At 71.4% G+C, this 17,731-nt stretch carries 16 protein-coding genes; 5 read left to right on the top strand and 11 right to left on the bottom strand.

What is annotated here, in order from left to right; all coding sequences use genetic code 11:
- The first annotated feature begins 103 nt into the window (after nt 1-103).
- Nucleotides 104-478 carry a DUF7532 family protein gene (locus K6T50_RS12145; RefSeq protein WP_222606851.1) on the top strand — a complete coding sequence of 125 codons (375 nt, stop codon included), beginning with the start codon at nt 104-106 and terminating at the stop codon, nt 476-478.
- Nucleotides 475-2,004, top strand: a complete 1,530-nt coding sequence (locus tag K6T50_RS12140) for a ribonuclease FAU-1 family protein (protein ID WP_222606850.1) — start codon at nt 475-477, stop codon at nt 2,002-2,004. The genes K6T50_RS12145 and K6T50_RS12140 overlap by 4 nt, the downstream gene beginning before the upstream one ends.
- 22 nt (nt 2,005-2,026) lie before the next feature.
- Here K6T50_RS12140 and K6T50_RS12135 read toward each other — a convergent pair whose 3' ends face one another.
- From K6T50_RS12135 to K6T50_RS12105, 7 genes are all read right to left on the bottom strand, one after another.
- Nucleotides 2,027-2,581 (bottom strand): sugar O-acetyltransferase, encoded by a 555-nt coding sequence (locus K6T50_RS12135; protein WP_222606849.1) that lies wholly within the window; start codon nt 2,579-2,581, stop codon nt 2,027-2,029.
- Nucleotides 2,582-2,629: 48 nt separating this feature from the next.
- A complete protein-coding gene (locus tag K6T50_RS12130) occupies nt 2,630-2,950 on the bottom strand; it encodes a NifU family protein (RefSeq protein WP_222606848.1) in 321 nt (106 codons plus the stop codon).
- A gap of 112 nt (nt 2,951-3,062) precedes the next feature.
- Nucleotides 3,063-4,685 carry an LVIVD repeat-containing protein gene (locus K6T50_RS12125; protein ID WP_222606847.1) on the bottom strand — a complete coding sequence of 541 codons (1,623 nt, stop codon included), beginning with the start codon at nt 4,683-4,685 and terminating at the stop codon, nt 3,063-3,065.
- Nucleotides 4,686-4,761: 76 nt separating this feature from the next.
- Nucleotides 4,762-5,727, bottom strand: a complete 966-nt coding sequence (locus K6T50_RS12120; RefSeq protein ID WP_222606846.1) for an ROK family protein — start codon at nt 5,725-5,727, stop codon at nt 4,762-4,764.
- A 93-nt stretch (nt 5,728-5,820) separates the two neighbouring features.
- Nucleotides 5,821-6,264: a universal stress protein gene (locus K6T50_RS12115; protein ID WP_222606845.1), complete on the bottom strand. Its 444-nt coding sequence runs from the start codon at nt 6,262-6,264 to the stop codon at nt 5,821-5,823.
- 270 nt (nt 6,265-6,534) lie between these two features.
- Nucleotides 6,535-6,918, bottom strand: coding sequence for a DUF5611 family protein (locus K6T50_RS12110; protein WP_222606844.1), 384 nt, complete (start codon nt 6,916-6,918; stop codon nt 6,535-6,537).
- 145 nt (nt 6,919-7,063) lie between these two features.
- Nucleotides 7,064-8,362 (bottom strand): DUF7093 family protein, encoded by a 1,299-nt coding sequence (locus K6T50_RS12105; protein WP_222606843.1) that lies wholly within the window; start codon nt 8,360-8,362, stop codon nt 7,064-7,066.
- A gap of 139 nt (nt 8,363-8,501) precedes the next feature.
- Between K6T50_RS12105 and K6T50_RS12100 the strand changes: the two genes are divergently transcribed.
- On the top strand, nt 8,502-8,801 hold the full coding sequence (locus K6T50_RS12100) for a DUF6432 family protein (protein WP_222606842.1): 300 nt from the start codon (nt 8,502-8,504) through the stop codon (nt 8,799-8,801).
- 78 nt (nt 8,802-8,879) lie between these two features.
- On the top strand, nt 8,880-9,989 hold the full coding sequence (ygfZ, locus tag K6T50_RS12095; protein ID WP_222606841.1) for a CAF17-like 4Fe-4S cluster assembly/insertion protein YgfZ: 1,110 nt from the start codon (nt 8,880-8,882) through the stop codon (nt 9,987-9,989).
- Between the two features lie 289 nt (nt 9,990-10,278).
- Here the strand turns inward: ygfZ and K6T50_RS12090 are convergent, their stop codons facing one another.
- From K6T50_RS12090 to K6T50_RS12080, 3 genes are all read right to left on the bottom strand, one after another.
- Nucleotides 10,279-11,358: a geranylgeranyl reductase family protein gene (locus tag K6T50_RS12090; protein WP_222606840.1), complete on the bottom strand. Its 1,080-nt coding sequence runs from the start codon at nt 11,356-11,358 to the stop codon at nt 10,279-10,281.
- Nucleotides 11,359-11,544: 186 nt separating this feature from the next.
- The gene (locus tag K6T50_RS12085) at nt 11,545-12,546 is read right to left on the bottom strand and encodes a WD40/YVTN/BNR-like repeat-containing protein (protein WP_222606839.1); all 1,002 of its coding nucleotides are present in this window, start codon (nt 12,544-12,546) and stop codon (nt 11,545-11,547) included.
- A 57-nt stretch (nt 12,547-12,603) separates the two neighbouring features.
- Nucleotides 12,604-13,737 carry an RNA ligase gene (locus K6T50_RS12080; protein WP_222606838.1) on the bottom strand — a complete coding sequence of 378 codons (1,134 nt, stop codon included), beginning with the start codon at nt 13,735-13,737 and terminating at the stop codon, nt 12,604-12,606.
- Between the two features lie 112 nt (nt 13,738-13,849).
- Between K6T50_RS12080 and K6T50_RS12075 the strand changes: the two genes are divergently transcribed.
- Nucleotides 13,850-14,593, top strand: a complete 744-nt coding sequence (locus K6T50_RS12075) for an RNA ligase partner protein (protein ID WP_222606837.1) — start codon at nt 13,850-13,852, stop codon at nt 14,591-14,593.
- 63 nt (nt 14,594-14,656) lie between these two features.
- Here K6T50_RS12075 and uvrA read toward each other — a convergent pair whose 3' ends face one another.
- Nucleotides 14,657-17,683 carry an excinuclease ABC subunit UvrA gene (gene uvrA / locus K6T50_RS12070; protein WP_222606836.1) on the bottom strand — a complete coding sequence of 1,009 codons (3,027 nt, stop codon included), beginning with the start codon at nt 17,681-17,683 and terminating at the stop codon, nt 14,657-14,659.
- Between the last annotated feature and the right edge of the window lie 48 nt (nt 17,684-17,731).

Raw genomic sequence — 17,731 nt, 5'->3', positions numbered from 1 at the left:
CGGCCCCCGTGGTCGACGCGTCGGCCGGCCTGCTGGATCGGTGGCGGGTCCCCTCGCTTCGCAGGACCGGTACGTTTGACACGTGCCCCGCCGAAGCCGCGGTATGCACTTCGACCCGCGCGAACAGGCAGCGCTCCGCGAGGTCGGGCTCGACGCCGACGACCTCGACGCCGCCTCCGATCTCGTCGCCGACGCGGTCGACGAGGCGGCCGCCGACCTCGCCGACTTCTTCGAGGGCGGCGGGACGTACCACTCGGACATGAGCACCGCCCACAGCGACGGCGGGCTCCGCGAGCACGACGTGGACCACCTGGACGTGTACACCCACGCGGCGGACCTCCGAGGATATCTGAAGTTCGACCGCTGGGGCGTCCCCGTCGAGGACGGCCGCGTGCTGAACGACGAGGTCGTCGAGCTCACGCTCGGGGACACCGTCAACGACCGCGTTCGCTTCGCCCGCGACCCAGAGGCGCTATGAGCGGCGGCGGGGGCGACTGCGCCGGCGGCGCCAGCGGGAGGGGCGACGACGAAAACCGCGCTGGCGACGACCACGGAAGCGACGACGCAACGAGCCACCGCGTTCGCGTCCGCGGCATCTACACGACGGCGCTCACGCGGTCGCTGCTGGAGGCCGGGCACAGCGTGGTGCAGGCGAGTCCCCCGATCCGGCGGCGCTTCGACGTCGACCTCCCCGCCGCCGACCACGACGCGAGCGTGGAGACGACCGAGGACCGCCAGGGCGTCGGCGTCGCCGGCGACCCGGACGCGGTGGCGACGCTGCGCGAGCACCTGCTCGACGTGGGCCTGGACGCGCTGGCGTGGGACGACCCCGCGCCCCTCGGCGCGGTGTTCGACGGCGTCGTGAGCGAGACGCTCGGGGGCGGGGCCGTCGTCGACCTCGGCGAGTCGGGCGCCGAGGGGTACCTGCCGTTCGACAACGCCGACGGCTACGTCGGCGAGGACGACACCCTCCGCGTGCAGGTCCTCGACCCGGCGGCTCACTGGGAGGACGACCGGCCGGTCCTCGACACGCGGATCCGCGCGATGGCCGGCCTCGCGACGCTCGTCCCCGGCCGCGAGGGCGTCCGCGTCGACGGCGCCGACGACGCGGCCGCCAGGGAACTGGCGGGGATGACCGACCTGCTCTCGGTCGACGTACCCGACGGCTGGGGGATCGAGTGGGGCCGGGACGCCCGCGACGCCGACATGGACGCCCTCGGCGACGCGCTGGCGCGAGCGAGCGACCACGCGCGGACGCTCGACGACGCGCTGGAGGAGCCGCAGGGGGAACCGGGACCGCTCGCCGCCCCGACCGCCGGCGCGTGGGTGTGGTTCGGCCGGGACTGTCGGTTCGCGCTCGACGACCTCCGCCGCGAGGTGACGACGACGATTCCCGGCCACCACCGGACGAAGGCGGCCTCGCGGTCGGCCTCCGCCGGCGTCGACCTCGCGGAGGCGCTCGTCGCCGCCGACGGGTTCGCGCGCGACCCCGATGACGACACGGACTTCCCGTTCGGCGTCGTCGCCGACCAGTTCGGCCCGCACGTGGGCGACCGCGTCGCCATCGGCCACGGGAAGCCCGACGGGCGACTCATCGTTCTCGGGCGCGGCGAGGTGACCGACCTCGACCCCTCGGACGGCTCGGTGACGGTCGAGCGGCGGATGACCGCCGGCGGCAGCTACGACGCGCTCGACGCCCGACGCGAGGCCGGCGACGTGGCGACGACCACGTTCCGCGAGGGTCGGTGGTGGTACCCGACCGTCTACCGCGACGAGGACGGCGAGCGCAAGGGCACGTACGTGAACGTCTGCACGCCCGTCGAGGCGTTCCCCGAGGCCGTGCGCTACGTCGACCTCCACGTCGACGTGGTCAAACACGGCGACGGCCGCGTCGAGCGCGTCGACGACGACGAGCTCGACGATGCGGTCGAGCGCGGCGAGCTCACCGAGGAACTGGCCGAGAAGGCCCGCAGCGTCGCGTCGGCGCTGGAACGGGCGCTGTAAGTCGGTTCGGCTGCGACCTCGCTCACTCCAACTCTCGGATCACCCGCGCCGGGTTGCCGCCGACGAACGTGTCCGGCGGCACGTCCCGGGTGACGACCGCGCCGGAGCCGACCACCGCGCGGTCGCCCACGGTGACGCCGGGATTGATGACCGCCTTGCCGCCGATCCAGACATCGTCGCCGACGGTCACCGGCTCGCCGGATTCCCTTCCCCGTCGCTCCTCGGCGTCCATCGGGTGTGTCGCGGTGTAGGCGTGGACGCCCGGCCCGAGCTGGCAGTGGTCGCCGAACTCGACCGGCGCCACGTCGAGGATCACGCAGTCGAAGTTGGCGAAGAACTCGTCGCCGACGGCGATGTTGTCGCCGTAATCGCAGCGGAACGGCGGTTCGACGGCGACGCCGTCGCCGACCGCGCCGAACAGCTCCGCGAGGAGGTCGCGGCGGCGTTCGGGCTCCTCGGGTCCGGTGTCGTTGTACTCGCTCGTGAGGGTTCGCGCGCGCCGGCGGGCGGCGACCAGCTCGGGGTCGTCGGGGTCGTACGGCTCGCCGGACACCATCCGCTCGCGTTCGCTCGGCACGCGTGAACCGGCGGCGGCCGGGATGAAAGCGGTACCGCCGCGGCCGCCTCAGAAGTGGTCGGACGACTCCGTCGAGTACTGGAGGTCGCCGCCGCGGCCTCCCTCGACGGTGCTGGAGCCCATCTCGCCGGTATCGGGCACCTTCACGTGGACCTCCTCGACCTCGTCGAAGTCCATGATCAGGTCCCGTTTGATGTTCTGTGCGGTGATGTCCGAGATGCCACAGCCCGAGCAGGTGCCGCCGAGTTCGACCACGACGACGCCCTCCTCGGCGTCGGCCTCGCGCACGACGCTCGTCCCGCCGTGCATCTGGATGATCGGCATCTGTCCGACCATCCACGTCTCGACGCGCTCCGCGAGGTCGCTCATTACTTCGAGTTGGTGGCCGGAGGGTTGAAAGCTTGCGGTTGCGGGACCCGGCGACCGCCCGAAAGAAACACCCTCACGGTCGTTGTGGACGGATCGCGTCCCCGGCGGCGATCTAGTTCGGGTTGTCGTCGATCGCGTCGGCGCCGCCGTCGCCACCATCGTCGCCCGGGCCCTCGTCCCCCTCGTCGCCGCGACGGGCCGACTGCCCTCCGGCGAGCGCGGCGGCGACGCTCGCGGCGACGCCCGCCCCCGCGACCGCGCTCGCGACGCCGAAGCCGGGAGCGGCCGCGCTGGAGTCCGACGACGTGTCCGGCGACGATTCCCCTGTCCCGGACGCCGCGTCGGTGTCCGTCGGCGTCGACCCAGTCGCCGCCGGCGCCGTTCCGCCGGCCTCCTCGTCCAGCCGCGAGCGGTCGCCGCCGACGCCCGCGCGGTCCGGGAACGTCCACAGGCCCGCGGGTGCGCCGTCGCGGGTCCCCATCGACGGCGCGACGAAGAACTCGCCGGGGACCGCGAGCACGGCGCCCCAAAAGCGGGTCGCGTCCGGGTCCGCCCACCACGTCTCCTCGACCGGGTTCGCCGGGTCGGAGACGTCGTGACGCTTCACGCCGCCCTGATACCACGAGGTGTACAGCGCGTCGCCGGTCAGGTCCAGGTTGTGAGCGGTCGTCCACGTGCCGCCGAACGTCGGGTCCGGCGACGGCGGCGGTTCGATGCTCGACAGATGCGCGGGGGCGTCCGGGTCGGACACGTCGTACAGGTCGACGCCGCTGGGTCCGCCGATCAGGTCGTCGTCGTGCTCGACGGCCCAGCTCTCGCGGCCGACCGCGAGGACGTCGCCGCCGGGGGCGAGCACCGCGACGTGGTGGTTGCCGGGCGGCACGGTCCCCGAGCGCGGCGGCGGGTCGCGCAGGTCGGCGGGGTCGCCGGGGTCGACGGCGCCCAGCAGGGTGGGGGTCGACGGGTCGGCCACGTCAAGCAGGTACGTGCCGGCGTCCCAGTAGGCGACGGCGGCGACGCCGTCGCGCACGGTCACGTCGTGGATCGGACGGAGCGCGCGCGAGACGTCGCGCCACGACTCGTCGGCCTCCAGCAGCGACCAGCGGGCGACCTCCTCGCCGGCGGCCACGTCGACGACGACGAGGGCGTTGTCGGCCGCGCCGTTGCCTGTGAGATAGCAGTGGGGGCCGTCGATGTCGGCGTTGTGGATCGGGAAGTCGGTGTCGTAGAACCCGGTCTCTCTGGGGTTCGTCGGGTCGGAGACATCGACGACGAGCACGCCCGAGGGAACGCCGTCGCGTGGGTTCGCCGGGCCGACGACCGCGAGCCGGTCGCCCGAGACCGCAACGTCGTTGAGGCCGCGGAGCGGGCCGTTCTCGCGCTCGGCGAGGCGGTCCCGCCGCTCGGCAAGCACCGTCGGGGCCGACGGATCCGAGACATCGACCGTGGCGTAGCCGTCGCCGAGGGCCAGGTACGCGACGTTCCCCTCGGCGGAGACGACGGCCTCGCGTGTGCCGGTGACCTCGACGGAGCCGAGCGGTCCGTACTCGTCGTCTTTGGAACCGCCCTCGGGAGCGTCACCGGAGTCCTCGCCGGTCCCGTCGGCGGTGCCGTCGCTGTCGGGCGTCGAGTGTGCGCCCGCGACGGCGACGGGAGGGGACCGATCGCTCGAACTGGCGATGGCGCCCGTGCCGAGGGCCGCCCCGGCGGCGCGGAGGACGCGACGGCGTCGCATACCGTCTGGTCGGGGCCGAGCCGGATATGGCTAGCGGCAAGCGTCGTCGGCTCGAACGAAGCGTCGAACCCGGGAGCTACGCCGTGCGCTCGCCGGTGCCGCCGGTGATGGCGGACGCGAGCGCGCCCTTGACGACCACGTCGTCGCCCATGTCGGTGAGACGCACGTCGGGGACGTTGACAAAGGTTGTCTCCTCCAGACGCTCGCGGACGGGGTCGAGCACGACCTCGGGGTTGTTGAGCGCGACGGCGCCGCCGACACGCACCACCAGCGGCGCGTACGCGTTCGCGAGGTTCGTGAAGCCGATCACGTTCCAGTCGGCGATGCGGTCGATGACGTGGTCGGCCAACGGGTCGGAGCCGTGCGCCTCGAACACGTCGACTGCGGAGAAGTCGGGGTCGTCTATCGGGAGGTCGGTCGGCACGTCCGCGGCCTCCGTGTGGCCGAGGTGTCTGGCGTACTTCGGGATGTTGTTCCCCGAGCAGTACGCCTCCCAGTGGCCGTCCCGGCCACAGCCACAGGTCATCCTGCCGTCGGGGTCGACGACCATGTGGCCGACCTCGCCCGCGTTGCCGTCCCACCCCGAGAGGACGTGGCCGTCGACGCAGACGCCGGCGCCCAGCCCCGAGGAGATGGTGACGTACGCCATGTCGTCGGGATTGCGGTCGCTGTGGAAGCGCTCGCCGATGACGCCCGCGATGGTGTCGTTGTGGAGGTGTACCCGCTCGGTGTCGAGCAGTTCGCGCAACGGGCCGACCAGCGGGACCTGTCCGATGCCGGGGACGTTCGCCGGGCCGTCGATGATCCCCTCCGCGAGATCGAGCGGACCGATGGAGGCGATCCCCGCCGCCGTCGCGTCCCCGGGGTCGAGGCCGACCTCCGCGCACGCCTCGCGGACGACGCGCAGGACTGCCTCGGTGATCGCGATGCCGGAGGTCCGCGGAGTGGCGGTCTCCGCACGCGCGAGAATGTCCGCCCGGTCGTCGCCGACGACGGCGCGGAGGTTCGTGGCCCCCAGGTCCACGCCTACGTAGTAGGCCATCGTTCGTGTGTCCGAGCGCCCGCACTTACGGATACCGCTTTCTCACACGGCCGCGAGTGGATCGCCGACGGGAGCGCCCGAGACGGGCTGGCGTTACTCCTCGCGGACGAACGTCACGGGACACGGCGCAGACAGGAGGATCTGCTGGGCGGTCGACCCGAAGACCGCCTTCCCCGTCGGCGAGCGGCTGCGGCCGCCGACGAACACGCGGTCGGCGCCGACGCGCTCGGCGAGGTCCGCGATGGCCTCCCCGGGGTCGCCGACGACGCCCTCGACCCGGAACTCGACGCCGGCGGCCTCGATCGCCTTCGTCGCGCGGCGGACGCTTCCGAGGCGACGGGCCACGTCGTTGGGGGTGCCGTCGACGCCCTCCAGCCGCGTGAGCGCCTCGTCCACGTCGGACTGGCTCTCGAACGCGTGCCCGACGACGATGTTCGCGCCGGTCTGTTCGGCCAGTTCGATCGCCTCCCGGGTCACGTAGTCCAGTCGGTCGCCGTCGTTTCGCTTCACCGTCAGCAGTATCGTCTCGATGCTCATACCGCTCGATACGAGCCCGGGTGTAAAAAACCTATCGCGGAACTTTACTCGGTGTCGAATGAATGATTATGACACGTCGAGCCGCTCGATTTCGGAGTTGAGGAGGTTCAGTCGATCGTCCGAGGACAGAATTCAGCGGCGGCGCCGGCGTGGAACTACTCGGCGAGCGAAACACGGCACAGCGACCGGTCGAGGACCGGACAGGAACGGTCGATGTCGGCGATGCCGTCGTCGAAGACGACGGTCGGCCCCGAGGCGGGCCGGGGAGAATCAGTAGTCGGGTGCGTCGTCCTCGACCTCGCGTTTCAGCGAGTCGCGACGCGACTTGGCGTCGCGGCCGGTCGCATCGAGCAGGAACGAGTTCTTCGCGTCGACCGCGTCGGCGGCGGCGTCGGCGTTGCCCTCGGCGATGACCTCCTCGGCGGGGCGCTCCTCGAAGTGGACCGCGAGCTTGTCCTTCTTGCCCGAGTACGACGCCGCGCCGGCGACGATGCGCTCGAACACGGGGTTGTCGGGGTCCTCGACGACGTACAGCTCGTGGCCGTCGAACTCCTCGGTTCCCGCGACCGTGCCGAACCGCTCTTCGATCTCGCCCTTCAGGTCGGGCATCCGGTCCTCGAGGAGCTCGCCGCGGCGCATCTTGTACTCCTTCATGCCCGCCCGTTTGCCCGGGTCCGGTAAACACGTTTCGTCAGACGGCGATCGGACGCGTCCGTCCGTCACGGCCGTACGACGCCCGATATCGAGCGTCTCGGAACGCCCGACGCGCGGACGGCGGGGTCCGTGTCGAGCCGACCGGCTACCGGATCTCGCGCTCCTCGATGTATCCGCGCTTGCACTCGGGGCAGATGTCGCCGGCGCGCATCGAGGAGGCGCCGACGGGCTCGTTGTTCCCGCAGTCCGGGCAGACGTAGACGGTGTCGACGTTGTCGACGGTCGTCTGCAGTTCGACGTTGGAGGCCGAGGGTCCGGAACCGCCGGTGTTCGACCCGCGCTCGGTGCCACCGGCGTCCGACGCGGGCTCGGTGCCGCCGGCGACGTCGTCGCCGCCGGCGGCGCCCCGCCCGTCGTCGGCGGCGGCGGGAGCGGCGGATCGCTCGTCGGTTGCCGCCTCTGTGTCGGCCTCGATGAACTCCACGTCCTCCTGTTCGGTAACCTCGGGATCGACCTGCGGCGTGAGGTTGCCGTCGACGGAGACCCCCTCGTCGTCGCCGCCGAGCTCGGCGTCGTAGCCCTCGTCCTCGCCCGCCCGTTCGGGCCAGTCGCCTGGGCCGTCGCTGTCGATGAACTCTGCGTCCTCGTCGGTCGGGTCGGCGGCCGCACCGGCCTCGTCGGCCCGCTTCGCGTCCGGAACCACGTCGGTTCGGGCCTCGCTCGCGGCGTCGTCCTCGGGCGCCGGGTCGTCGTCGCCCGCGGGGTCCTCGCCGCGGCGGTTCGCGTCGGCGTCCGGCCACTCGCCGTGCCCGCGCTCTCTCGTCTCCGATTCCGGGGCCTGGCTCCGGGTGTGCTGCCCGCCGGCATCGCCCTCGGCGTCGATGATCTCGGCGTCCTCCTCGACGTCCGCGTCGACGGCGCCGTCGGCCGACTCCGCGGTCGGGTGGTCGAAGCCGTCCTCGGGCGCGGCCGTTCCGTCGCCTGTGGCGGCGTCGCCGGTGGCCTCACCGTCGCTAGCTTCGTCGGCCGCGACCGTGCCGTCAGGGGGGCCGTCCGAGCCGACCGCCCGCTCGTCGGGCGTCGCGTCGGCCGTCGTGGCATCGGGCGTCGACTCGTCGGGCGTCGGCGCGTCGGCCATCGTCTCGTTCGACGCCGGCGCGTTCGGCGTCGACGCGTCCGGCGTCGCATCCGGGACCGCGCCGTCGACACCGTCGGTCCCGTCGGCCGTCGACCGGTCGGAGTGAGCGCCCGCCGCACCCGGGTCCGCCCGACCCCGGCCGGCCGAGGTCACCTCCTTGTTCTCGGAGACGACGCGCGTCTCGCCACACCGCCGGCACTCCTTCACCTCCGTGATGGTGGTGATGACCTCGTCCCCCCGCACCTCGCGGTCACGTTCCGTCCTCGGCTCCGAGAAGTCGTGGCCGAGGAGACATCTAAGTCCCATTGTGCCTACGAATCGCCCAAACGCATAAAAGCGTTCGCTCGCGTCGGACGCCTGGCACGCGCGCCCGGCGGCGGCGACAGGCCGGGCTGCGGGCGTCACCGCCGGTACACGTAAGCCGCACCCGAGCGATCGCTCGTCCATGAGGGTGCCGCCCGAGTTCCGCGACAGGGACGACACGCAGGTGGCGGTTCTCGACGCGCTCGTCGGCCGCGCCGACGACGGCATGACGGTGCTGGAGCTCCGGTCGGGCGTCGACGCGACGATCGACGAGGTGGAGGAGGCGCTGTCGGCGCTGAAGTCGGCCGGGCTCATCGAGATCGAGCAGGCCGACGGGCGCGTGCGCATCTACCCCGACGAGCGCGTCGTTCCCGACCCGGGCGAGCAAGTCGACGGCGATCCCGGACTCCTCGATGCGATCCGGCGTCGGCTCGGGCTGTAAGCGCTCTCCCATCCGAGCCGTCGACCCCGCCCCGCCGTTTCCGCTCCCCTTTTGGCGTCCGCGGGTGTGCGTACGCGTATGAGTCTCGTCGCCGACGTGCACGCCGACCACGGCGCCACTTTCACCGACCGCGGCGGCCGCGAGGTCGTCGCGGACTACGGTCGGCCGGACAGCGCCGCTCGCGCCGTCCGCAACGGCGTGGGCGCCATCGAGATGGGCTACGGTGTCGTGATCGTCGAGGGCGACGATCGCGTCGAGTTCGTCGACAACGCCGTCTCCAACCGCGTCCCGAGCGCGGACGGAGAGGGCTGTTACACGCTGCTGCTCGACCCGCAGGGCGCGATCGAGACCGAGCTGTTCGTCTACAACGCCGGCGAGCGCCTCCTGTTGTTCACGCCCCCCGAACGCGCCGGGCCGCTCGTCGAGGACTGGGAAGGGAAAGTCTTCATCGACGACGTGGAGCTGCGCGACGCCAGCGACGAGTTCGGGGTCTTCGGCGTCCACGGCCCGACCTCGACCGAGAAGATCGCCTCGGTCCTCAACGGCGCCGGCTCCCCCGAGCCCGAGCTCACGTTCGTCCGCGGGCGGATGAACGACGTGGGCGTCACGGTGATCGCGAGCGACAACCCGACCGGCGAGGAGGGGTACGAGGTCGTCTGTGCCGCCGACGAGGCCGAACGCGTGTTCGACACCCTCCTGACGCGCGGCCTCAACGCCGCCCCGTTCGGCTACACCACCTGGGGCATGCTCACCGCCGAAGCCGGCACGCCGCTGTTCGACACCGAACTCCGGGGTCGCCTGCCGAACGTCGCGGGCGTCCGCTCGGCCGTCGACTTCGAGAAGGGCTGTTTCGTCGGCCAGGAGGTCGTCTCGAAGGTGGAGAACCGCGGCCGGCCGAGCAAGCGGCTCGTCGGACTTCGCCCCGAAGCCCTCCCGGAATCGGGCGCCGCCGTCTTCGACGGCGACGCCTCGGTCGGCGAGGTCACTCGCGCGGTCGAGTCGCCGTCGCTGGACGCGCCGATCGCGCTCGCGTATCTCGACTTCGACGCCGACGCCGACGCCGGCGACCTCGCGGTCCGCGTCGACGGCGACGAGGTCGCCGCCGAGCGCGCCGACCTCCCGTTCGTCGAGGGGGGGGCGCGTTCGCTGCGGCTACCTACGTACCCCGAGGCGACCGAACAGACGTAACGACGGGCAAGCCGGACGCGACGATCCTCGACTCCCCGAAGCTGCACGGGCGGGTGTCCAGGTTCGACGCTCGATCGACTTTCTGCTGGGTGGGACTGGAAGGGGCCGCGTCGCTCGCGGGAGACTCCGATGTAAGCACCGCAGGCGAGCGACCGAAGGGAGCGAGCCGAGGAGCACAGCGAGGATTCGACCGCGAGCGACGCGGGGGCTTCCGCGGTCGTCGTCGCGGTCAGATCGGTCGAGTCGGGTACGACGGCACCGAAGTCAATGACAACACGAACAGCGCCGACTACGAGAACAGCTTCTTCAGGTGCTCGCGCGAGAAGAACGAACTCGGCTCGTCCATGTGGACGCCGATCTCGCCGGAGAGCGCCCACAGCCCGGCGCGCTGCACCGGCTCCGGAAGTGAGTACGCCCGCCGGATCCAGTGACCCAGTCGGATCTCCCGGCTCAACTCCTCGCGCCAGCCCTCCTCGTATCGGGGGAGCGTGTTCGGGTCCTGCGGGTCGATCACGTCGGCGGCCACGTCGGCCGCGCGCATCCCGTAGAGGATGCCGCCGCCGGTGAACGGCTTCGTCTGGGCGGCCGCGTCGCCCAGCAGGAACCCACGGTTCGCGACGGTGCGCTTCGGCGGGCCGATGGGGATGGCCCCCGAGCAGAAGCGGTCGGTCTCCACGCCGTACTCCGCGGTGAGGCGGTCGAACAGCTCGTTGACCTCGTGGCCCGGCGGCGCCGCGAGCCCGTACTCGACGCCGGCGTCGCCGCGGGGAATGCGCCACGCGAAGAAGCGTGGGGCGGTGAGGTGCACGCTCACGTAGTCGCCGTGGTCCGCCTCGTCGGTGAACGCGAGCACGCCGTGGAGCGTCTCCGTCGGTTCGGGAAGGTCGAGTTGCTTGCGGACCCGGGAGACGGGCCCGTCCGCGCCGGCGACCATCCGCGCCTCGAACGTCTCCTCGTCGCCGCCGACGCTCGCGGTCACCTCGACGTAGCCCGGCCGCTCCTCGACCGACGTGACCGTATGGCCCTCGCGCACGTCGGCGCCGGCCCCGCGGGCGGCGTCCGCGAGCGTGCGGTCGAGTTCGACGCGGTCGATGACGTTCGACACCTCCTCGCGTTTGTAGAAGCGGTCGCCCGACGACTCGGGCCCGCCGACGTGGAAGTCCGCGCCGTACACGCGGTTCTGGAGCAGCCGCTCCTTCGCGTCGGCGGGGACGTAGTTCCAGATGTCGGTGGAGACGTGCCCCGAGCAGGCCAACGGCTCGCCGACCGTCCCCTTCTCGAGGGCGAGCACGTCGTAGCGGGCCTCGGCGGCCCGGCGGGCGAAGCGCGCGCCCGCCGGACCGACGCCGACCACGACGAAGTCGTACATACTTCGGAGTGCACGCGGACGGAGATATATCTCGTGGGTCCTCGATGGCTGACAGGCGGCCGGGTCTCACGCACGACGGGTGGCCACACACCCGTAGACCGCCGTGCGGTCAGTGGCTACGTCACGGGGCGGTTGGCCCCGCCATCGCGTATCAACCCTCGGCTGAGACGGGAAGCGGGCGATTGCTTACGGGAGGACCACCAGCCCGCGGGCGGTCAGGTCCGCGATCCGATCCGGCCAGTCGACCGCGACTTCGTCCCACGAATCCCCCGCGTCGGTCGTGCGATACAGCCCGCGATTCGACAGCGCGTAGAACGCTCCCGGGTCGCCGGCGGCGAGCACCGGGCGGGTGACGCCCTCGCCGAGCGGCAGGCCGCGTCCGTCGAGGCGTTCCCAGTCGGCGTCGCCGACTCGCCGATAGACGTACGTCTCCGCGCTCGCGGCGGAGTGGGCCTCGTGTGCGCCCCGGGCGGCCGAGACGAGCACGCGGTCGGGGTCGCCGGCGTCGACGGCGACGCTCCAGCAGTAGGTTCGATCGAGACCGGTCTGTGGGTGGCACCAGGTCTCGCCCCCGTCGGCCGTCTCCGCGTAGCCGTCGCCGGCGGCGCCCCACGCCCGATCCGGGGCATCCGGATGCGTCGCCATCGAGTGCGTGTCTCGCCGCGAGCCCGGAACGCGGTCGCGCCACGTCTCGCCGCCGTCGGCCGTCGTCACGAGCGCGCCGGCCTCGACGGCGACGTAGAGGTGCCCGGGATCGTGTGGATCCGGCTCGATCCAGCGGACGTGGTGGGTGTGCGGCCGCGGCGGGAACGCCCACCCGTCGCTCGAGGGGAGGTCGACGAGGCCGTCGCGGTGGGTCCACGTGTCGCCGCCGTCGGTCGAGCGGTACACCCGGGAGGGCTCGGTCCCGGCCCAGACCACGTCGGAGTCGTTCGGGGAGACGGCCGCGGCCGTCACCGCGTCCTGTTCGATGGCGTCGCCGCCGACGCGCTCGAACGTCTCGCCCCCGTCGGTCCTTCGCCACAGCCCCGACTCGAACGTGCCGACGAACACGCGGTCGGGGGCGGCGGGGTGAACCGCGACGCATTCGAGCGCGCGGCCGTCGAGGTCGGGGGCCGCGGCGACGGTTCCGGCTTCCGGGTCGACGACACGGACGTGATCGCGCATCGCGGCGTGGACGGTGGTCATACCGAACGCGTCGGGCGCTCGCGGGAAATCTGTACCGTCGACCGGAACGGTCCGCGGTCATTCGTCGTACGTGCCGCCCGAGAGGTAGTGACGCGTCCGGTCCCGGGTCGACTCGGCGACTTTTCGGAACCTGACGACCCGATCGTCCCCGTCGGTCTCGTCGGCGATCACCTCGAGTTCGACGCCGAACGCCCGGAGGTGATCGAGCAGCGCGCCGACGTGCTCGGGGTCGCCGCGGGCGACGTGTTCGTCGCCGACTCCACCGTCGGCGGCGACCTCGCGGATCGTCTCGACGAACGGCAGCAGCAGCGACTCACCCAGGTCGTGTGCCCGCTCGCGCAGCCGGTCGCCGTCCTCGTCGAACTCGTACGCCTGGAACGCCTCCCGCATCACCCGCGAGAAGAGGAAGTCCCGTCCGCGCTCGAACGGCGTTCCCGCCGCGTACGCCAACTCCGCGTGGTGGTGTGTCTCGGTGGTGTACTTCAGCGCCGTCGTCGCGTCCGGCGACTTCATGACGACGCCCTCGCGCCCGTGCTCGTCGAGGTCCTCGATCACGCGTCGGACGTGCCTCGGTGCCGACTCGGTCCCCCACGCTCCGAACACGCGCGGTTGCGGGAGTCCGTAGGACGCACACCGCTCGCGTCGCCGGTCGATCGGGAGCGGTTCTCCCGTGGCCCGGTCGCGAACGTCGAAGACGCGCAACGCGTGGGAGTCGACGCCGTCGTAGTCGTGGGTCGTGTACGGCGTCTCCGGCCCGATCAGTTCCGCACACACCATCGCCCGGGGGTGGTCCCGAAAGAACTCGCCGAGTTCGAGCAACGTCCGCGCGCGATCGGTCGTGTACGGACAGAGGTAGCCGCTCCGGGTGAACGCCAGCGGCTGGCCGTCCCCGAGGTCGACGATCCGAACGTTGAACCCGTTGAGCTTCTCCTCGACGACGACCCGCTCGGCGTCGAAGTGCTCGGAGACGGTCGGATCGAGGACGAGCGCGCGGGGGACGCTCGGGTAGCCGCGGACGACGGCGTCGCCGTCCACGACGACCGTCCCGCGTTCGAGCCCGTGGCGCGCGTCCGGGAGCGCCGCGCACTCGCGCCCGAGGCGCTCGTGGCGTTCGAGGTGCTCGCCTAGGTCCGCGGGGTCGGTTACGTCGGGGTCCAGCCGGTCGGACAGCGTCTCGGCGGCGTTCCCCATGTGTGAGAGCTACGCACACGGTGCCCGAAAAGCCGGCGACGACTCCGACGACGCGCGATCGCCGGCGGGGGCGACGCCGGGGTTTTTGCCGCTCGCCCGGGTATCGCCGGGTATGCCGGCGACGCCGCCGCGCCAGCAGTTCGTCCTCGACACGTCGTTGTTCATCACCGAGGGGATCCGCCGTGAGGACGAGTCGGTCGAGGACGCGGTGCTGCGACTGCTCGACCTGATCGCGACCGCGCGTCTGGAGCTGAACGCATCCTGCTATGTGCCGCCGTCCATCCACGACGAGCTGGCGACGATGCTGCGTGACCGGGACGTGAGCGACGAGGTGTTCTCGAAGCTGGACACGTGGGTGATCCGCAAGAGCCCCGACCGCTACGGCGTCCAGATCCCCGCCGATATCGTCTACCAGTTCGTCGACGAGATGAACGACCGCGTGGACCGGGGACTGCGCGTGTCCGAGGAGGCCGTTCGGGAGGTGGAAGCCCTCGACCCGGAACAACTCACGGCCGGGGAGCCCGCCGGCGACGACGACCACGAGTACATGTCCGCCGCCGACCGCGTCGTCTCGGACCTCCGTGACAAGTACCGCCGCGCGCTCCGACAGGGGGTGCTCGACTCCCGCGAGGACTTCGACCTCCTCGTGCTCGCGCGCGAACTCGAGGCGGGCGTCGTCACCGAGGACCGCGGCATCATCTCGTGGGCCGACCAGTTCGGCCTGCGGTACGTCCGCGGGCGACAGTTCCCGACGCTGCTTCGCGAGTACCTCCGCGCGTCAGGGGTCGAGGGGTACGCGGACCCGTCTCGGTTGCCGGAGACGCCGGAGGACGGCGACGAGGGCGAGGAGGGCTGATCGTTCCTCCTCGCCCGACGACCGTCCGAAACGGCGTCCGCCTCGCCGGCGTTCGGCCTCGCCTCAGTCGTCGGTCGCCGGTGCCTCGACAGCCTCGCCCTCGTCGGCCCCCTCCTCGCCGTCCGCGTCGGTCGCGTCCGCCGCCAGCGCCGGCATCCGACGGTCGCTGCGGGGGCCCTCCATGTCGACCTCCGGGAGGTAGTCCCGGAGGTACCGACCCGTGTGGGATTCCTCGACCCGGGCGACCGCCTCGGGGGTGCCCTCGGCGACGACCTCGCCGCCGCCGTCGCCGCCCTCGGGGCCCAGATCGACGATGTGGTCGGCGTTCTTCACCAGGTCGAGCTCGTGCTCGATGACGACGACCGTGTTCCCCTTGTCGGTGAGCCGGTGGAGCACGTCGATGAGCTTGCGCTCGTCGGCCTTGTGCAGGCCCGTCGTCGGCTCGTCCAGCAGGTAGAGGGTGTCGCCGGCGTCCTTCTTGCCGAGCTCCTCGGCGAGCTTCACGCGCTGGGCCTCGCCGCCAGAGAGCGTCGTGGAGGGCTGGCCGAGCTGCATGTAGTCGAGCCCCACGTCCTTCAGCAGGCCGAGCCGACGTTCGAGCCCCGAGTGGGACTCGAAGAAGTCGTACGCCTCCTCGACGCTCATGTCGAGCACGTCGGCGATCGTCTTGCCCTTGTACGTCACGTCGAGCGTCTCGTCGTTGTAGCGGTCGCCGCCGCACTCCTCGCAGGGGACGTGCACGTCCGACAGGAAGTTCATCTCGATCTTGACGGTGCCCTGCCCGCCGCACTCCTCGCAGCGGCCGCCCTTCACGTTGAACGAGAAGCGACCCTTGTCGTAGCCGCGCTGGTTCGCCAGCTTCGTCTCGGCGAACAGCTCGCGGATGTAGTCGAACACGTCGGTGTACGTCGCCGGGTTCGACCGCGGCGTCCGGCCGATCGGCGACTGGTCGATGAGCCTGACTCCCTCGATGTTGTCCATCCCCGAGATGCGGTCGTGCTCGCCCGGGTCGACCTCGGTGTTGTCGTTCATCTCGCGGGCCAGTCCCTTGTACAGCACGTCGTGCATGAGCGTGGACTTCCCGGAGCCGGAGACGCCGGTGATGGCGGTGAACTGCCCGACCGGGATGTCCACGTCCACGTCCTTCAGGTTGTGCTGGCGCGCGCCCTCGACCGTGAGCGCGGCGTCGCTGTCGCGACGGCCGCCCGGCACCTCGACGACCTCGCGGCCGGCGAGGTAGTCGCCCGTGACCGACTCGTCGGTGTTCACGATGTCGTCGAAGTCGCCCTGGGCGACGATCTCGCCGCCGCGCTTGCCCGGCCCGGGCCCGATGTCGATGATGTTGTCGGCCCGGCGCATCGTCGCCTCGTCGTGCTCGACGACGAGCAGCGTGTTCCCGAGGTCGCGTAGCCCCTCCAGCGTGTCGAGCAGGCGGTCGTTGTCGCGCTGGTGGAGGCCGATACTCGGCTCGTCGAGGACGTACAGCACGCCCACCAGTCCGGAGCCGACCTGCGTCGCCAGCCGGATACGCTGGCTCTCGCCGCCCGACAACGTCGACGCCTCGCGGTCGAGCGTGAGGTACTCCAGGCCGACCTCCTCCATGAATCCGAGGCGCGCGCGGATCTCCTTGAGGATCTCCTCGGCGATGGTCCGCTCGCGCTCGCTCATCGTCTCCTCCATCCCCTCGAAGTGCTCCAGCGCGTCGCCGATCGACAGCTCGTTCACGTCGGTGATCGACGTGCCGTCGACGTAGACGGACCGCGACTGGGGCTTCAGGCGCGTCCCCTCGCACTCGGGGCAGGTGGTGACGGCCATGAACTCCTCGATGTGCTCGCGCGTGCGGTCGGAGTCCGTCTCGACGTGACGCCGTTCGAGGTTCGGGATGACGCCCTCGAACCGCTGGGTCTTGCGGCGCACGCCGTTTCGCGTCTGCTGTTCGAACTCCACCACCTCGTCGGTGCCGTAGAGGAACTGTCGCTGCTCCGAGTCCGACAGCTCCTCGAACGGCGTCTCCACGTCGACACCGAAGTGCTCGGCGACGTTGTCGAGGCGGGTGCGGTAGTACGACCGGTTGTAGCTCCACGGCTCGAACACGTGCTTGATCGGCTGGCTCGGGTCCGTGACGACCAGGTCCTCGTCGACCTCCTTCGTCGACCCGATGCCCTCACACTCGGGACAGGCGCCGTGCGGGGAGTTGAACGAGAACGAGCGCGTCTCGATCTCCGAGAAGTCGATGCCGCAGTGGGTGCACGCGAGGTCCTCGGAGAACTCGACGACGAGGCGGTCGTCCCCGTCGCCGGCGAGGTCGCCCGTCGAGCGGGACTCGTTGCCGCCGAAGTCCACGTCGAGGTCGTCACCCTCGGGCGGGTCCGGCAGGATCAGCTTCAGGACGCCGTCGGCCTCCTCCAGCGCCGTCTCGACGGAGTCGGTGATCCGCGATCGGTCCGCCTCGCGGACCTTCACGCGGTCGACGATCACGTCGATCGTATGGTCGTAGTTCTCGTCCAGCTCGGGGCGCTCCAGCGAGAGGTCGTACTGCTCGCCGTCGACCTCGACGCGCGAGTAGCCGTCGGCGACGAGGTCGTCGAACAGGTCCTCGAAGGCGCCCTTCTGGTCGCGCACGACGGGCGCGGCGATCATCGCGCGGGTTCCCTCGGGCAGTTCGAACACGCGGCGGACCATCTGCTGGGCCGACTGCTCGCCGACCTCGCGGCCGCACTCGGGGCAGTGCGGGTGGCCGACGCGGGCGTACAGCAGTCGGAGGTAATCGTGCAGCTCGGTGACCGTCCCGACGGTCGATCGGGGGTTGTTGGCGGCGTTCTTCTGGTCGATGGAGATGGCCGGCGAGAGCCCCTCGACGCTCTCGACCTGCGGTTTGTCCATCTGTCCGAGGAAGTTCCGCGCGTACGCCGACAGCGACTCGATGTAGCGGCGCTGTCCCTCGGCGTAGACGGTGTCGAACGCGAGCGACGACTTCCCCGACCCCGAGAGACCGGTGACGACGTTGAACTGCTCGCGGGGGATCTCCACGTCGAGGTCCTTGAGGTTGTTCTCCTCGGCGCCGCGGACCTCGATGAACTCCTTGGGCACTACAGGTCACCCCGCGATCGGGGGGTAAATCGGTGACGCACGGCTCTG

Source organism: Halobaculum magnesiiphilum (assembly GCF_019823105.1).
Classification (GTDB): domain Archaea; phylum Halobacteriota; class Halobacteria; order Halobacteriales; family Haloferacaceae; genus Halobaculum; species Halobaculum magnesiiphilum.
This window is presented reverse-complemented; position numbering and strand designations above follow the sequence as displayed.

What these genes read in the sequence shown, in the direction of transcription:
- K6T50_RS12145 (WP_222606851.1), top strand. Translation starts at nt 104, where the DNA reads ATGCACTTCGACCCGCGCGAACAGGCAGCGCTCCGCGAGGTCGGGCTC.
- K6T50_RS12140 (WP_222606850.1), top strand. Translation starts at nt 475, where the DNA reads ATGAGCGGCGGCGGGGGCGACTGCGCCGGCGGCGCCAGCGGGAGGGGC.
- K6T50_RS12130 (WP_222606848.1), bottom strand. Translation starts at nt 2,950, where the DNA reads ATGAGCGACCTCGCGGAGCGCGTCGAGACGTGGATGGTCGGACAGATG.
- K6T50_RS12125 (WP_222606847.1), bottom strand. Translation starts at nt 4,685, where the DNA reads ATGCGACGCCGTCGCGTCCTCCGCGCCGCCGGGGCGGCCCTCGGCACG.
- K6T50_RS12120 (WP_222606846.1), bottom strand. Translation starts at nt 5,727, where the DNA reads ATGGCCTACTACGTAGGCGTGGACCTGGGGGCCACGAACCTCCGCGCC.
- K6T50_RS12115 (WP_222606845.1), bottom strand. Translation starts at nt 6,264, where the DNA reads ATGAGCATCGAGACGATACTGCTGACGGTGAAGCGAAACGACGGCGAC.
- K6T50_RS12110 (WP_222606844.1), bottom strand. Translation starts at nt 6,918, where the DNA reads ATGAAGGAGTACAAGATGCGCCGCGGCGAGCTCCTCGAGGACCGGATG.
- K6T50_RS12105 (WP_222606843.1), bottom strand. Translation starts at nt 8,362, where the DNA reads ATGGGACTTAGATGTCTCCTCGGCCACGACTTCTCGGAGCCGAGGACG.
- K6T50_RS12100 (WP_222606842.1), top strand. Translation starts at nt 8,502, where the DNA reads ATGAGGGTGCCGCCCGAGTTCCGCGACAGGGACGACACGCAGGTGGCG.
- ygfZ (WP_222606841.1), top strand. Translation starts at nt 8,880, where the DNA reads ATGAGTCTCGTCGCCGACGTGCACGCCGACCACGGCGCCACTTTCACC.
- K6T50_RS12090 (WP_222606840.1), bottom strand. Translation starts at nt 11,358, where the DNA reads ATGTACGACTTCGTCGTGGTCGGCGTCGGTCCGGCGGGCGCGCGCTTC.
- K6T50_RS12085 (WP_222606839.1), bottom strand. Translation starts at nt 12,546, where the DNA reads ATGACCACCGTCCACGCCGCGATGCGCGATCACGTCCGTGTCGTCGAC.
- K6T50_RS12080 (WP_222606838.1), bottom strand. Translation starts at nt 13,737, where the DNA reads ATGGGGAACGCCGCCGAGACGCTGTCCGACCGGCTGGACCCCGACGTA.
- K6T50_RS12075 (WP_222606837.1), top strand. Translation starts at nt 13,850, where the DNA reads ATGCCGGCGACGCCGCCGCGCCAGCAGTTCGTCCTCGACACGTCGTTG.